This window comes from Candidatus Acidiferrales bacterium (assembly GCA_036514995.1).
In the GTDB taxonomy this organism is placed as follows: domain Bacteria; phylum Acidobacteriota; class Terriglobia; order Acidiferrales; family DATBWB01; genus DATBWB01.
In genome coordinates this window covers 1-14,983 of the sequence record DATBWB010000066.1, presented here as the reverse complement: position 1 = coordinate 14,983, position 14,983 = coordinate 1, and the positions used below count along the sequence as shown (strand labels likewise).

Here is a 14,983-nt window from a genome sequence, read left to right as displayed (position 1 = left end):
TCGGGAACAGGAAAGACCACTTGCCGGCCGGCTCCAACGTGACCTCACCGGGCGGCGCCGCGCGGCCTTCAAGCCCTAAGTTGGCATGCGCAGGAAGAGATAGAGACCGCCAAACAGAAAGATCAGGTCGGCGGACCAGGCGCCCAGCAACGCTGGTAACTGGCCCACAGCTCCCATCGCCTCAAACAACCCTGAAATAGACCAGTAGAAGATCGCCAGGAGCAATCCGAGAGCAACGCCGCCGAGGGCCCCCCGCCGTCCGGCGCTAAACGAGAAGGGAACCCCGAGGAGCACGATGATGACGGTGAGGATCGGAAAGGCAAACTTCTTGTGCCATTGCACCGTCAGCCTCGTTGTGTCAAACCCCGCTTGCTTCAAATCGTTGATGTAGTTCTCGAGTTGCCACCAATTCATCTGCGACGACTCCCGAACCTCTTTCTTGAAGTAGGCCGGTGGCTCGGCGAGTTCGCTGAAGGTGTCCCCCGAAAAATTTCGGTAGGAGCGAACCTCCGCGCCTTCGAAATCGCGCACCCAGCCGCGCTCCATGATCCAAGCCTCCATCCCTGCTTCCCAGTGGGCGCGGCTGGCATAGATTCTCCGCGCCAACTGAAACGTCCTTGGGTCCAGTTCGTATACATTGAGATCACCGAACAGATTTGCGTCCGGGTCAAACAGCCGGTAGTTGTAAATACGGTTGCCTTGGCCGAAGATCCAGCGCCGTTCCGGCCGCAGATAGGTTTGCGGCGGACGACCTTTGATCAGGTTCCGCAGCCCATCTTGGCGCCGGTTGGCGTAGGGGAGGTAAGTTCCGTCCAGGGCGAAAAGGCCCGCAGCCAGCGCCCCGCAACACAACAAAATCGGGACCGACACGCGGTACAGGCTTATTCCGCTCGACCGCATCGCTGTTATCTCATTGCTTCGCATTAGCCCGCCAAAACTTACCAGCATGGCTACCATCGCGCTCAAGGGGGTAGCGAGGTAAACCCATCGGGGTGTCAGATAAAGCAGGTAGCTGGCCACGACGACCCAGGAGATCTGGTGCTTGCCGATATCGTCGAGCAATTCGAAGAAAGTGAAGGTGTTGAAAAGAACCACAAACCCGAGGAGAAGAATCACAAAGGGGTAGAGAAACGACTGGACAATATAAAGGTCAATGAGCCACGGAAATCCCACTGCCGGTTGGTACGCGGCGAGCGAACTGCCCCGCGCGGCCGCTAGGGCGCGCCTCCGCCGCAAACGGCGCAGAAACCGGCGTACGCTCAGCCATTTCTCCTCCAGCTCCTCCCACCAACTTTCCTCCCGCGGGACGCGCTCCATGCCTGCCAGCCCCAGCAATGCCACCAGCGTAAAAGCAGCGTTTGCCAACCACACTCCCCACGCCGGCGGAATCTGCCCCTGGCGTGCAGCCCCGACGCCCAGGATAAAGATCAGGTAATAGACCGAAATCAGCAACAGCGTAAGAACAAAACCAAGTGCTCGGCCTGCTTTGTGCGCGTGCGCCCCCAGCGGCAGCGCTACCAACGCGAACACCAGGCAGGCCCCCGGAAAGGCAAAGCGCCGGTAGAGTTCGACGCTCGCCGCACGCCACGCGGCTCCCCGCCGCTGGTGCCAAAGTTCCTGCAGTCCGAATTCGGGCAAGCGCCTGGCTCGCTGGCCGGCTGTTGTACCGCTGCCCACGCTGATGGCTAGGTCGCTGATGCTAAAGGTTGAGATCTGGTACCGTTCCGGTTCCCGGTCCGAATATTCGTGGCTAGCCCCGCCAGCGAGATGCAGTTGTAACCTCCCTGTTGTTGGTTCGTTGACAACCACCGCCTGTTCCGCTAACGTAATCCGCGAGGGGTCGCGAGCGGAAGTATCCGCCAAAAAAATTCCTTTCCAGTGTGTCCCGCCACGCTCGACATCCTGAAGGTAGAGAATGAAACTGGGGAAGCGCTCCTCGAAGACGCGGGGTTGAATCTCATAGCCTGCCTGGCTAGCCCGAAATTTCGCTTCCAGGTCGCTGAATCTCCGAGCTGCCGCCGGGCCAAGCCATATCGTCATGGCGAGCGTCAACAGCGCACCAGCCGTACCGAAAGCCATGACCGGGCTGAGCATCCGGCGAACGCTGGTACCCGTCGCCCGCAGGGCCACCAGTTCGCCGTCGCTCGACATTCGCCCGAGCGAGATCAAGATCCCCACCAGCACCGACATCGGAAGCGCAAAGGTCAGAACCCCGGGCAGGGTGCAGGCGACGAGCACGCCCATGTCTTCGAGCGGGGCCGACTGCCGCACCACCAGTTCCATCAACCGCACCAGTTGGGGAATGAGGAGGACAAACGTGAATACCATCAGCCCGATCACCCCGTGCGCTACCGCTTCACGCATGCTATGGCGAAAGAGAAGTCTCATGGGTTCTTGCCGCTGACAGCCAGATTCTACCAGAGCCCGGCAGCGCAACAAACGAAACAACCGGCCGGTTGCCTGCCCCGCGCTCCTCAACGGTGGTTGGAGCTTCGATGAAACCTATCTGGCTCGCCCTTCTCTGGCACATGCACCAACCCTCGTATCGCGATCCGGCCTCAGGTCGGTATTTGCTTCCCTGGGTCCGCCTCCACGCGCTCAAAGATTATCTGGGTATGGTCCTCAGTTTGGAACCTTTCCCGAACGTCCACGTCACGTTCAATTTAGTCCCCTCCCTCATCGAGCAGCTCGAACATTATGCTTCCGGTGATTTTATGGACGACTCCGATAAGCTCGCATTTGATGACCCGAGGGACATGACAGAAGAGGGGAAACAGCGGCTTCTCCTCTGGGCGTTTCAGGTCAACGAACGGCTTCTTCGGCGCTGGCCTCGCTATGGAGAGCTTTCACGTCGCGCTCGTGGCAAGCCGGAGAGGGTACGCACTGGCGGGGCTGCGCTTCCCCCGTTTTCCCAGGAAGATTGGACCGATCTGCAGGTTCTCTGGCAGTTGGCGTGGATGGACGAAATCTACCTGGAAAGCGATCCCCTGATCGCGCCTCTCTCTCGCCGGGGCCGGGGCTTTACGGAAGCCGACAAGCAAACTCTGAAAATGAAGCAAGCTGAGATATTGCATCGTGTGCTGCCTGCTTACCGCGCCGCGGCAGAACGCAGCCAGGTGGAGATCTCCACCTCGCCCTTCTACCATCCCATCCTCCCCCTTCTGTGCGACTCAAATGCCGCCCGCGAGTCCAATCCCTCGTCTCCCCTGCCCGCTAGGCGCTTCCGTCACCCGGAAGACGCACAAGAGCAGCTACTACGTGCCCAGCGGCTCCACGAGCGGGTGTTCGGCCGCCGGCCCGCCGGCCTCTGGCCTTCGGAAGGCAGCGTCTCGGAAGAAACGCTCGCCATCATTGCCCAGACCGGCTTCGAGTGGGCAGCCAGCGACGAGGGTGTGCTAGGCCGAAGCTTGGCGCTCGACTTCCACCGGGACGCAGCCGGCGCGCCGGTCGAGCCCCAGAAGCTCTATTCACCCTACCGCTTTGCCCATGGAAAGCACACCTTGAATTTGGTCTTTCGCGATCACTATCTTTCGGACCTGGTCGGCTTCGTCTATAGCCGCATGGAGCCGAAAGCGGCTGCTCGCGACCTCCTCGAGCGAGTGCGCCGCGCCGGCCAGTCGGTGGGAGACCGCTCCGCCCTCGTTAGCATCATTCTCGATGGTGAAAATGCCTGGGAATACTATCCGCGCAACGGCCGGGAGTTTCTGGACGAGTTCTACCGCCTCCTTGAACATGACCGGCAAATTCGCGCTGTAACGGTTTCCGAGGCGCTGGCTCAATTCCCGGAAAAGCCGCTGCTCGATAGAATCGTCCCCGGTTCGTGGATCAACGCCAACTTCAACATCTGGATGGGCCACGCCGATGATATTCGTGCTTGGGACCTTTTGAACGACGCCCGCGACCTCTATTCGCGCGCCTCCCAGAAAGTCGGACTAGAGCCCGAACGGCAAAGAGCCGCCCAGGATGCCCTGCTCGCCGCCGAAGGCAGCGATTGGTGCTGGTGGTACGGCCCGGAACACGCCACCAGCCAGGCCAATATTTTTGATCAACTCTACCGTCAATCTCTGAGCGAGGTTTACCACCAGCTCGGGGAAGTAGTCCCCAAGGCCCTCGGCCAGCCGGTTTCCACCGCTCCCATCCGCGCCCTCCTGGTGCTCCCCTCGGCTTACATCTCGCCGAAGATAGATGGCCGCGTCACCAGCTACTTCGAATGGTTGGGGGCCGGTCTCTATAGCGCCGACCAGCGCTCGGCGGCGATGCATGGTCGGCGTTCTTGTCTTCAGACGCTTTATTACGGCTTCGACTCTACCCAGCTTTACTTGCGGCTGGATTTCTCTTCCCAAGGGGAGTGCCGGCTCGACGACTGCTCGCTTCGCCTCAGCATACAGGGCGCCCGAGAAACTGAAGTATTGCTCAACATCCGGATGCGCCGGATCGCCTCTGCCGGCCTTCGCCGTGAAACAGGATGCGTTTTCGAACCGGTCCAAGCAGACCAGCTCGAGGCTGCCCTGGACAAGGTGCTCGAAGTGGCGCTCAACCGTGAACTCGTTGGCAACCCTGCTGAAGGGATTCTTCGTATGGGCGTGTCACTCTGGCATTCCGGGCTGCCCCTGGACGCCCTCCCCGCCGCGGGCGCCATCGAAGTGTCGCTTGGCTCGGAAGCCTTTGCCTGGCCAAGCCTGTGAGAAGGTTTAGTTCGAAGACCTCAGCGCCGCTGCCCCGCCATCGCGCGGCTGAACGCGGAAAAGCCGCACCGCCACGTCTGCCGGTCCAAGCCCAACCGCAATCATCGTCATGAGCGAATTGCTTTTCGTCCGAATGAGGGCAAGATCGTTCGAGCCACGATCTACCACAAGCAGCACCCCTTCACCCGGTGCCAGTGCCATCGCCACCGGCTCCTCCCCCACCGGAATGCTGCTGATCCATTGCCGGTTGCCGACATCGAGGACGATCACCCGATTGGCGGCGGGGTCGGCAACGTAAAGCGTGTTCTTTGATCCCAGCAGGCCCCTCAGCGGTCGCGAACCCACCAGCATCTGATCCGCCACCTCGTTCGTCCAGGTATTGATCGCTGCCACGGTGTGAGAGCCGGCGTTCAGGACGTAGGCTTCCCCGCCATCGGCCTTGAGCACCAGATCAGCCGGTTCCTTGCCAACGCGAACGTGGGTCAAAAGGGCGCCGTGCACAAGGTCCACCACCGAAACTCGATTATCCGCTTCGTTGGCCACAAATACTTTGCTTCCGTCATGCAGGATGGCCAGCGCGCCGGGCTTTTTCCCCACCCGGACAGCCCCCAACTTCTTGCCGGTTGCCGCCTCCACCCAGGCAATCCCGTCCTCGCCCGCCAAGCTCACCACCACAAGTTTTCCGTCGGCACTCACTCGCAGTTGCCGCGGCTCTTTCCCTATGGGAACCGTCCCCACCACTCGTCGTGATCGGGCATCGATACGTGTCAAAGAATCGGAGCTGCTGTTGGCGACAAAGGCGTGGTTGCCGTCAGGCGAAAATTCAAGCCAGGCGGGAACGCGTCCCACGCTGATGCGGGCGATTTCGCGCAGGCTCCCAATGTCGAGAATAGCAATTTGATCGGCCGCGGAACACAGTATCCACAACTCGTTTCGCTTGGGATGAAGGCGGAGCTGGGAGGGACCGCGCGGCGTCGGCAAATCCGCCCGCACCCGCAGCCATTGTAGGTCCACTACGGTCACACTGTTGCTGTCCCGGTTGGCCACGAAGGCATAGATCCGTTGGCTCGATTCCAGGATGAGGGGGGCTTTTTCCTGCAGTAACAGAATGGCTGTCCAGACCCCCAGCAGCAGAGTTAGAACGAGGAAGCGAGGATTCAGTTTCACTGGCCGTTGGCCGCCCGGCCGATGACCTTGGCAATCTGGCGGATCTCAACCATCAATTGTTCGAACTGCTCCGGCGGGAGGGACTGCATGCCATCGGACAGCGCCTTGTCGGGCTGGTGGTGGACTTCGATGAGAAGCCCGTCGGCGCCCACTGCCACTGCCGCCCGGGAGAGGGGAATGACCTTGTCGCGCCTCCCGGTGCCGTGGCTCGGATCCACCAGGATCGGCAGGTGGCTCACTCGCTTCACCGCTGGCACCACCGAGAGATCGAGCGTGTTGCGGGTGTGGTCGGCAAAGGTCCGGACTCCGCGCTCGCAAAGGATTACGTGGTAGTTGCCCTCGGCCATCACGTATTCGGCCGCCATCAGAAACTCATCCAGTGTGGCCGACATGCCGCGCTTGAGCAGGACCGGCTTCCTCGCTTTGCCGGCTCGCTTCAAAAGCGAGAAGTTCTGCATGTTGCGCGCCCCAATCTGGATCACGTCGGCGTACTCTTCGACCAGGTCGAGCGACTCGTTATCCACTGCCTCGGTGACGATCCCCAACCCATGCGCCTGGCGCACCTCCGCCAAAATTTTCAACCCCTCCTCACCCAGCCCTTGGAAGCTGTACGGGGAAGTGCGAGGCTTGTAGGCGCCGCCTCGAAACAGCTTTACCCCGGCGGCTTTCACCGCCTTGGCAATGGCCATGGCCTGCTCCCGGCTTTCGATGGCACAAGGGCCGGCAATCACAGCAATGCCGGGGCCGCCAATCTGCGCCTCGCCGATTTCGATCACCGTGTTTTCCGCTTTGATCTCCCGGCTGACCAGCTTGTAGGGCTTGCTGACCGGGATGCACTCCACCACCCCGGGCATCGCCTCGATATTCCCGAGGTCCACGGCCCCGGGGTTGCCGGTGATCCCGATCGCCGTCCGGGTAGCGCCGGGGATCGGGTGTGCGTGGTAGCCCAGGTGCTCGATCGCCTCGCAGACCGCGCGCACCTCCGCCTCGCTGGCGTGGGCTTGCATGACGACTAACATGGCGTCGGCTTCACCTGTGCCCGCAGGTTCCGCTGCGGTGGTTTGAGTCTAGCCCAATCCACTTGGCGGAAGCAACCGGCTCTCCTTGACCGCTCGTTTCACCCTCTGTTAGCATAGCGATTTTGAACTTGTCCTTGGAAAACTTGCTGGGGGATACGCTCAACGAAGAGGAGTGAACAGTAAGGTCAAAATCGGAATCCACACTTCAATCGCTGGCAAGCTCGAAAACGCGATTGAAACCGCGCACCAACTCGGCTGTGACACCTTTCAGATTTTTTCTTCCAGTCCGCGGCTTTGGGACGCGCGCCAGCTCAACACCGTCGAAGCGCAAACCTTTCGCCATCGCCGCGCCGAGCGGGGACTCTCTCCCCTCGTTATCCATGACAATTATCTCATCAACCTTGCCTCCCCCAGCGCCCTTATCCGCTCCCGCTCCATCCACGCCTTCCACCATGAGCTGCGCCGGGCGCTGGCTCTCGGGGCAGACTATCTGGTCGCCCACCCGGGCAGTCCTCTGGGGGGCGACCGCAAACAGGCCATCCGCGACGTGGCCCAGTCGCTGCGGGAAGCGGTTCGCACCCTCGCCCTCGACGGCCTCCAAATTTTAATCGAAAACACCGCCGGCCAGGGCGACTCGCTGGGCGCGCGGCTCGAAGAGCTGCGAGATATTTTGGACGCGGCTGCCGATTTGCCCGTCGGCGTTTGTTGGGACACGGCCCACGCCTTCGCCAGCGGTTACGATATTCGCACCCCGGAAGGCGTGGAAACGACCCTCTGGGAAACCGAACGTCTGATTGGGCTGACTCGCGTTCCCGTCATCCACGCCAATGACTCCAAGGCGCCGCTCGGTTCCCGCGTTGACCGGCACCAACATATCGGCCGCGGCAAGATCGGTCTCGAAGCCTTCCGTCGCCTGTTGAACCACCCGGCTCTCGAAGGAAAAGCTTTTATTCTGGAAACACCGATTGACCGCAAGGGCGACGACCGCCGCAACGTTCGCGCGCTCAAAAAGCTGGCCGGACAGACATATAGGACACAATCACAGAGGAGCCGTACACGACGTGGCTGAGTATGATCCCCAGACCATCGAGTTGAAGTGGGAGAAAGCTTGGGAGGAACAACATCTTTTTGAAGCCAGGCCCGATCCTTCCCGACGGAAATACTACCTGCTGGAGATGCTGCCCTATCCCTCCGGTGTTCTGCATATGGGTCACGTGCGCAACTATTCGATTGGCGATGCGGTGGCGCGCTTCAAGCGCTCGAGCGGCTTCAACGTCCTCCACCCCATCGGGTGGGATTCCTTTGGTCTTCCGGCGGAAAACGCGGCCATCCAAAACAAGGTTCATCCTCGCGTCTGGACGGCCGCCAACATCAGCCACATGCGCAGCCAGTGCCAACGTTTTGGCTTCAGCTACGACTGGGAACGGGAAATCTCCAGTTGCGAGCCCGAGTACTACCGTTGGAACCAATGGTTCTTCTTGCGCATGCTGGAGCGGGGTTTGGCCTATCGCAAACGCAGCCGCGTGAACTGGTGCCCTCAGTGCCATACTGTGCTCGCCAACGAGCAGGTGGTGGACGGCTGTTGCTGGCGTCATGAAGAGACCCCGGTCGAGCAAAAGGAGCTCGAGCAATGGTTCTTGAAGATCATGGCTTACGCTGATCAGTTGCTCGAGGATAGCAAGCAACTCGAGGGCGGCTGGCCTGAACGCGTCCTGACGATGCAGCGCCACTGGATTGGCAAATCGCACGGCGCGCGCGTTCACTTCAAAATCGCCAAGTCCGAAGACATCGTGGAGGTTTTCACCACCCGTATCGACACCATCTATGGCGCGAACGCCGTTGTGTTGGCACCCGAACACCCGATGGTCGAGAGACTCCTTGCTGGCGTCGCTGGCGCCGCGCGCATGATGCAACAAGTCGAGCGGATGCGCCAGCAAGCCGGTCGCGCCGCCATCACTGGCCACTTCGAGAAAGAAGGGCTGTTTACCGGAAAGTTTACCGCGAATCCCTTCTCCGGCGACCTCTTGCCCCTTTGGATAGGCAACTTTGTGCTGATGGAGTACGGCACCGGCGCAGTCATGTCCGTTCCCGGCCACGATCAGCGCGATTTCGAGTTCGCGAAAAAATATCATCTGCCGGTTCGTTTAGTCGTCCAGCCGATGGATGGCGTCTTGAACGCGGAAACCATGCAGCAAGCCTTTGAAGCTTATGGCCGCACCGTAAACTCCGGCCCGTACTCCGGCCTGCCCTCGGAGCGGGCGATTGCTCGCATGACAGCGGATGCGGTGGCGCGCGGCTTTGCCAAGGCGGAGACCATTTATCGCCTCAAGGATTGGGGCATTTCCCGCCAGCGTTACTGGGGAACTCCCATCCCGGTTATCTACTGCGGCGAATGTGGCGTGGTGCCCGTGCCCGACAAAGATTTGCCCGTCCTCCTGCCGGAAGTGGTTGAGATCACCGGCAGCGGGCACTCCCCCCTGGCCGAGTCGCAGGAATTTGTGAATGTTGCCTGCCCCAACTGCCGTCGGCCAGCCAAGCGCGAAACCGATACGATGGACACCTTCTTCGATTCCTCCTGGTATTTCTATCGTTACACCGACGCCAAAATCTCCACCGCGCCGGTCAATCGCGATGCCGTCAGTTACTGGTTTCCCATTGACCAGTACATCGGCGGCATCGAACACGCCATCCTTCACCTGATCTACGCCCGTTTCTTTACCAAAGTCATGCGTGACCTGGGGCTTATCCGGCTCGATGAGCCCGTCTCGCGCCTCTTTTCGCAGGGCATGGTTCTCCACAAGGGCGTCAAAATGTCAAAGTCGCGCGGCAACGTTGTCGACCCGGATGACATGGTCAAGCAATACGGCGCCGACACAACCCGTCTCTACGTCCTCTTTGCTGCCCCCCCGGAAAAGGAATTCGAGTGGAGTGAGCAGGGAATCGAAGGCGCTCACCGCTTTCTTCACCGTCTTTTCCGGATCGTTGCCAAGCATGCGCCGGCCTTGCGCCAGGTAACTGCCGACGACCCCGCCACCCTGGTCACCGAGCGCATCTCGGCCCGTGAGCGGAAACTGCTGCGCAAGGCCCACCAGACCATCCGCCGCATTTCTCGCGACTTTGAGGGCCGCTGGCACTTCAATACCTCGATTGCCGCCATCATGGAATTGGTAAACGAGCTTTACGCCGCCGAGCCGCTCGATCACGAAATAGCGCCGGGCATCTTGAAGCAGGTGATGGATATCACTGCCATCCTTATCTCTCCCTTTGCTCCACACCTGGGAGAAGAGTTGTGGGAAATGCTGGGGCATGCTGGCGGCCTGGCCGCCGTACCCTGGCCCAAACACGATGCCGAACTTGCTCAGGAGGAGCAATTCGAGATCGTGATTCAGATCAACGGCCGGCTCCGCGGAAAGATTCTGGTACCGGGCGACCTGGCAGAGGACGAGTTGATCGAGCGGGCCCTGAACGATCCGCGCATCTCCCGCCTTATGGAAGGCAGGCGACCGCTGAAAACGATTGTGGTCCCGAACAAGCTCGTGAATATGGTCCTCGCTTGACTGCTGCTATGCAGATGGGTTTTCTTGAGCTCGAGGTCTGGGAACAGAACTATCTGTCGGAAGCTTTGTCCGAACATCAACTTCGGTTCGACGGGCGGGCGTTAGGGCCTGACAATCTGGCTTCGTTTCAGGACTGCGATGTGCTCTCGGTGTTCATCTCGTCCCGCATCACCAACCAGGCGATGGCGCAAATGCCCCGGCTGAAGCTCATCTCCACCCGTTCCACCGGCGTCGACCACATAGACATCGCCGCGTGCCACCAGCGCGGTATCAGTGTCGCCAACGTGCCGGCATACGGCGAGTACACGGTGGCCGAGCATACCTTCGCCCTCATCCTGTCGCTGTCGCGTTTTGTTCACAAATCTTATCTTCACGCCCGGCAGGGCCGGTGGGATCTAGCCAAGCTCACCGGCTTTGATCTTCAGGGCAAGACCATCGGCGTGATCGGAGCGGGAAAAATCGGCTTGCACGTGATCAAGATAGCCCGAGGCTTTAGCATGCGGGTGCTTGCCTGCGACCTTCGCCAGGATCGCTTCCTTGCCGATCTTCTCGGTTTCCGCTATGCCGCGCTCGACGAGTTGCTTCGGGAGAGCGACATCGTTTCGCTGCACATACCCTACTCGCCGGAGAATCACCATCTCATCGACCGGGCCCGGCTCGCTCAGATGAAGCGAGGCGCGCTCCTCATCAACACCGCCCGCGGTAGCCTGGTGGACACCGCCGCTCTGGTCGAAGCTCTCGAATCAGGCCAACTTGGCGGTGCTGGGCTGGACGTCCTCGAAGGCGAAGATTTGATTCGCGAGGAGAAGCAGCTCCTGCACTCTGAGCAGAGCGTTGAAACCCTGCGCACCCTCCTTCGCCACCACGTCCTCGTCGGCCGCGATGATGTCGTCTATACCCCTCACAACGCCTTCAACAGCAGGGAGGCATTGCAGCGTATTCTGGTGACGACCGTGGAGAACATCCAAGCCTGGGCTCGTGGTGTATCCTTGAATCGGGTGGTGTAGCCATCATGGAGTCTCGGGACGCTTTCCGCAAAGGGTTCCGCGTCGCCTGGTCCGAGCGTCGCATCGTCGCTGTGGAAATCGCCTGGCGCTGGGGATTCTGGGCTGCGGTCAGCGTGCTTGCGTTGGCCACCCTTGCTCTCTGGCTTGACTCGGTCCCGCTCAGTTCTGCTGACATCCGCAATCTTCGGGCGGGTCCGCCCTGGCTGGTCGCCGCAACCCTGGTAAGCATTCTCTCAACCGCCGCTGCTCACGCCAAAACGGCCTTAGCCCTCAGCTTGCTGGGCTCTTTCCTGATGTGGTGGATTGTCGGTTCGGCCGTCAGGGCCCGCATCGGGACATGGCTTGTCGGCTATCTGGCAAGCACCGCCCGGCGGTCAACGGCAGGAGACTTCGGAGTGATGCTTGCCTATCACGCTGCCTGGTTTCTGGTGACTGGCCTGTGCCTTTTCATTGCCGACAGCATCCTTGGCCGGGCGGTTTTTCGTCCGGGAAGCCACCGCTTTTTTAGCCAGGCCTCATTTCTGAGCGGCTCGGTCGGCATCGCTGCTATTCTCCTTTTCTGGCAATTTTTTTCCTGGCTCTTGTCTCTCGGCCGCTCCTATGCCATTTGCGAGCAAACCGATCTTCTCGCCGGGCTCGGTCTCAGCCTGTCGCATCTTGGCGAATCGCTGGTCGCTTTTCTTGCCTTCGCCACCACCTTTTTCCTTCTGCGATGCGCAACCTTTCTCATCGGATCGCTCCTGGTAGTTCTCCTGAGCTTTCTGCCTGACTGGGACAGGGGCAGAGCGGTCTTGATGGCACTGCCGCTGGCAGCGCTGTTCATTTCGATCCCGTGTCGCTTTTTGGCTACTGCCCAGAGCGCGGGCTATCTGGCGCTGACAAGACAAGAACCGGCTCCGGCCGGGGCCGCGCCGGGGGAGCTGCCGTCATGAGCATCCCCGGCGGCATTGTCGTTCTCGATTTCGGTTCGCAGTACACACAATTGATCGCCCGCCGCATACGCGAGCAAGGCGTCTATTCCGTCATCCTGCCGTGCACCGTATCGCTCGAAGAGATTCGGGCCTTTGCGCCTTGCGGGCTTGTGTTGTCTGGCGGGCCGGGTTCGGTGTACGACCCCGGCGCTCCCGTTTGTGACCGCGGAATCTTCGGGTTGCGCCTCCCCATCCTCGGCATCTGCTACGGCTTGCAGTGGCTGGCCCACACTCTGGGCGGCAAAGTGGAGCGCGCGGAGCGGCGAGAATACGGCCCGGCACAGCTCGAGATTTGCGGTTCCTCTCTGCTCCTCGCCGGTCTCCCCAAAAGGCTCCGCATTTGGGCCAGCCATGGCGATCACGTCGCCAGTCTCCCGCCGGGATCCCGCGTTGTCGCCGCCACCGAGAGTGCCGTCGCCGTCATGGAAAATCCCGCCCAACAGATCTACGCTGTCCAGTTTCACCCCGAGGTCCAGCACACCGACCGCGGCGCGGACATCCTCCACAATTTTGTTTTTGCCATCTGTCATGCCAGCCCGACTTGGGACAGGCGTTACTTTGTCCAGCACACTGTCGAAAGTGTTCGGCAGCGGGTGGGGAAGGGCAAAGCGATTTGCGGGCTGAGCGGAGGGGTAGATTCCACGGTCGCGGCCACGCTGGTTCACCGCGCCATCGGCAACCAGTTGACCTGCCTCTTTGTGGACAACGGCCTTCTCCGGGAGGGAGAGTTCGCCGCCATGCTTCCTCGCCTCGGGCGTCTGGGTTTGCAGGTGATTGGCGTGGACGCCTCCGCCCGATTTCTCGCGCGCCTCGCCGGGGTGGTGGAGCCTGAGGAAAAGCGCCTTCGCATCGGCCATGAGTTCATTGCGGTATTTGAAGAGGAGGCCGGCAAACTGGGCCAAGTGGATTTTTTGGTGCAGGGGACACTCTATCCAGATGTCATCGAATCGCAATCGGTTCGCGGCCCCTCCGCCACCATCAAGACGCACCACAATGTCGGCGGCCTGCCCGACGTGATGCAACTGGCGCTCATTGAGCCCTTGCGCGACCTCTTCAAGGACGAAGTCCGGGCCGTCGGCCGCGAACTGGGCCTTGATGCGGCTATTCTCGGCCGGCATCCTTTCCCCGGTCCCGGCTTGGCGGTCCGCATCCTGGGCGAGGTGACGCCGGAGCGGCTTCAGATCTTGCGGAAAGCCGATCAGATTTTTACCGATGAGATCCGGCAAGCTGGCTGGTACGAGAAATTGTGGCAAGCTTTTGCCGTCCTGTTGCCGGTGCGAAGTGTCGGCGTGATGGGTGACTCGCGCACCTACGCTTATACTCTGGCCCTTCGCGCCGTGCACTCCGAGGATGGCATGACGGCCGACTGGGCGAGACTGCCGGGCGAGCTATTGGAGCGAATCTCCAGCCGCATCGTGAACGAAGTCCAGGGTGTGAACCGTGTTGTATTGGACATCAGTTCGAAGCCACCCAGTACCATCGAATGGGAATAAGAACCCCCTCCCTATGCCATTCCTGAGAAGTCGGAAAAAGGGGTTGCCGGTCGGCCGAAACCATGAAAAAGCTTTGAATCTTGAAACCGGAATCACCCAAGGCGCGTCGTACCAGTGACGAGGGAGGGGACTGGGTGAGTGAGCCTGTCGCTTCACCTCGCAGCGAGTCTCCGGATGCAGAAGCCGAACTGGTCCGACGCAGCCAGGCCGGGGAGTGGGAAGCATTCGGGCAACTGGTTCGCCGCCACCAGAGCCGAGTCTTTTCCATTGTGCGTCGCCTCTTGCGCCGGCGCGAAGATGTGGAAGACGTGGCCCAGCAGGCCTTCGCCAAGGCCTACTTCTCCCTGCGCCGTTTTGACTTCCGCTCGGCATTTGGCACCTGGCTGTATCGCATCGCTGTCAATGAATCCTATGACTGGCTGCGCAAGAAGCGAGTGCGGCGCCTCGTGTATGAAGCCGACCTTAACGACGACCAGCTCCGGCGGTTGGAGCAGATTGCCGAGGAAGAGCGCGGCGAGCCGGCTCCGTCGCGCCGGGCCGAGGCCTCCGACCTTGTGGCTCGGCTCCTGGATCGCATCTCCCCTCAGGATCGTCTGCTCTTGATCCTGAAGGAAGTGGAAGGTTTTTCGGTGGAAGAAATCGCCGAAATAACGGATATGAATCCGAACACGGTAAAGGTCCGAATGTTTCGCGCCCGCGAGCGCCTGGCCAAGGCGCTCGAGCGCATGGGGCGCAGGAAGGAGGGGCGTGAGCATGAAGTGTAGGGAGTTTCATCAGCATCTTGAGGATTGGCTCGAAGAGAAGGCTGGCGGCGAACTAGTGGCGCTCCTGGAGAACCACCGCGCGACTTGCCCGGCTTGCCGCGCTTTGGTCCATCGCGCCCGCAAGGCGTCGCGGATGCTGCGCCTTTTGGCTGTTGATTCGCCTGAGCCGGCCCCTGGCTTTTACACTCGCTTGCGCGCCCAAATCCGGGAACAGGAAGAACAGGAGCGACGCTGGGGCCCGATGGAAGCATGGGCGCGGCGGCTGGCGTGGGGATTGTCGGTTGCCATTTTGATCCTGGCAATCTATTTGAACACGACCG

At 60.8% G+C, this 14,983-nt stretch carries 11 protein-coding genes; 8 read left to right on the top strand and 3 right to left on the bottom strand.

Going from position 1 to position 14,983, the window contains the following annotated elements:
• Positions 1-75: 75 nt before the first annotated feature.
• Positions 76-2,388 carry an LptF/LptG family permease gene (locus VIH17_04970; GenBank protein HEY4682585.1) on the bottom strand — a complete coding sequence of 771 codons (2,313 nt, stop codon included), beginning with the start codon at positions 2,386-2,388 and terminating at the stop codon, positions 76-78.
• A 107-nt stretch (positions 2,389-2,495) separates the two neighbouring features.
• Between VIH17_04970 and VIH17_04965 the strand changes: the two genes are divergently transcribed.
• Positions 2,496-4,685, top strand: a complete 2,190-nt coding sequence (locus tag VIH17_04965; GenBank protein HEY4682584.1) for a glycoside hydrolase family 57 protein — start codon at positions 2,496-2,498, stop codon at positions 4,683-4,685.
• 6 nt (positions 4,686-4,691) lie between these two features.
• Here VIH17_04965 and VIH17_04960 read toward each other — a convergent pair whose 3' ends face one another.
• Entirely contained in the window at positions 4,692-5,852 is a 1,161-nt protein-coding gene (locus VIH17_04960) for a beta-propeller fold lactonase family protein (protein HEY4682583.1), read from the bottom strand.
• Positions 5,849-6,871: a 3-deoxy-7-phosphoheptulonate synthase gene (aroF, locus tag VIH17_04955; GenBank protein HEY4682582.1), complete on the bottom strand. Its 1,023-nt coding sequence runs from the start codon at positions 6,869-6,871 to the stop codon at positions 5,849-5,851. The genes VIH17_04960 and aroF overlap by 4 nt, the downstream gene beginning before the upstream one ends.
• Before the next feature lie 172 nt (positions 6,872-7,043).
• Here aroF and VIH17_04950 point away from each other — a divergent pair, with 172 nt between their 5' ends.
• The 7 genes from VIH17_04950 to VIH17_04920 form a co-directional block, all read left to right on the top strand.
• Positions 7,044-7,940: a deoxyribonuclease IV gene (locus tag VIH17_04950; GenBank protein HEY4682581.1), complete on the top strand. Its 897-nt coding sequence runs from the start codon at positions 7,044-7,046 to the stop codon at positions 7,938-7,940.
• Positions 7,933-10,428, top strand: a complete 2,496-nt coding sequence (gene leuS / locus VIH17_04945) for a leucine--tRNA ligase (GenBank protein HEY4682580.1) — start codon at positions 7,933-7,935, stop codon at positions 10,426-10,428. The genes VIH17_04950 and leuS overlap by 8 nt, the downstream gene beginning before the upstream one ends.
• A gap of 14 nt (positions 10,429-10,442) precedes the next feature.
• On the top strand, positions 10,443-11,435 hold the full coding sequence (locus tag VIH17_04940) for an NAD(P)-dependent oxidoreductase (protein HEY4682579.1): 993 nt from the start codon (positions 10,443-10,445) through the stop codon (positions 11,433-11,435).
• Positions 11,436-11,440: 5 nt separating this feature from the next.
• Positions 11,441-12,367 carry a hypothetical protein gene (locus VIH17_04935; protein ID HEY4682578.1) on the top strand — a complete coding sequence of 309 codons (927 nt, stop codon included), beginning with the start codon at positions 11,441-11,443 and terminating at the stop codon, positions 12,365-12,367.
• Positions 12,364-13,899, top strand: coding sequence for a glutamine-hydrolyzing GMP synthase (gene guaA, locus VIH17_04930; GenBank protein ID HEY4682577.1), 1,536 nt, complete (start codon positions 12,364-12,366; stop codon positions 13,897-13,899). The genes VIH17_04935 and guaA overlap by 4 nt, the downstream gene beginning before the upstream one ends.
• A 134-nt stretch (positions 13,900-14,033) precedes the next feature.
• Entirely contained in the window at positions 14,034-14,663 is a 630-nt protein-coding gene (locus VIH17_04925) for a sigma-70 family RNA polymerase sigma factor (GenBank protein ID HEY4682576.1), read from the top strand.
• Positions 14,653-14,983 (top strand): hypothetical protein (locus tag VIH17_04920; protein ID HEY4682575.1); only part of this gene is annotated, 331 nt, incomplete at its 3' end. The genes VIH17_04925 and VIH17_04920, both read left to right, overlap by 11 nt.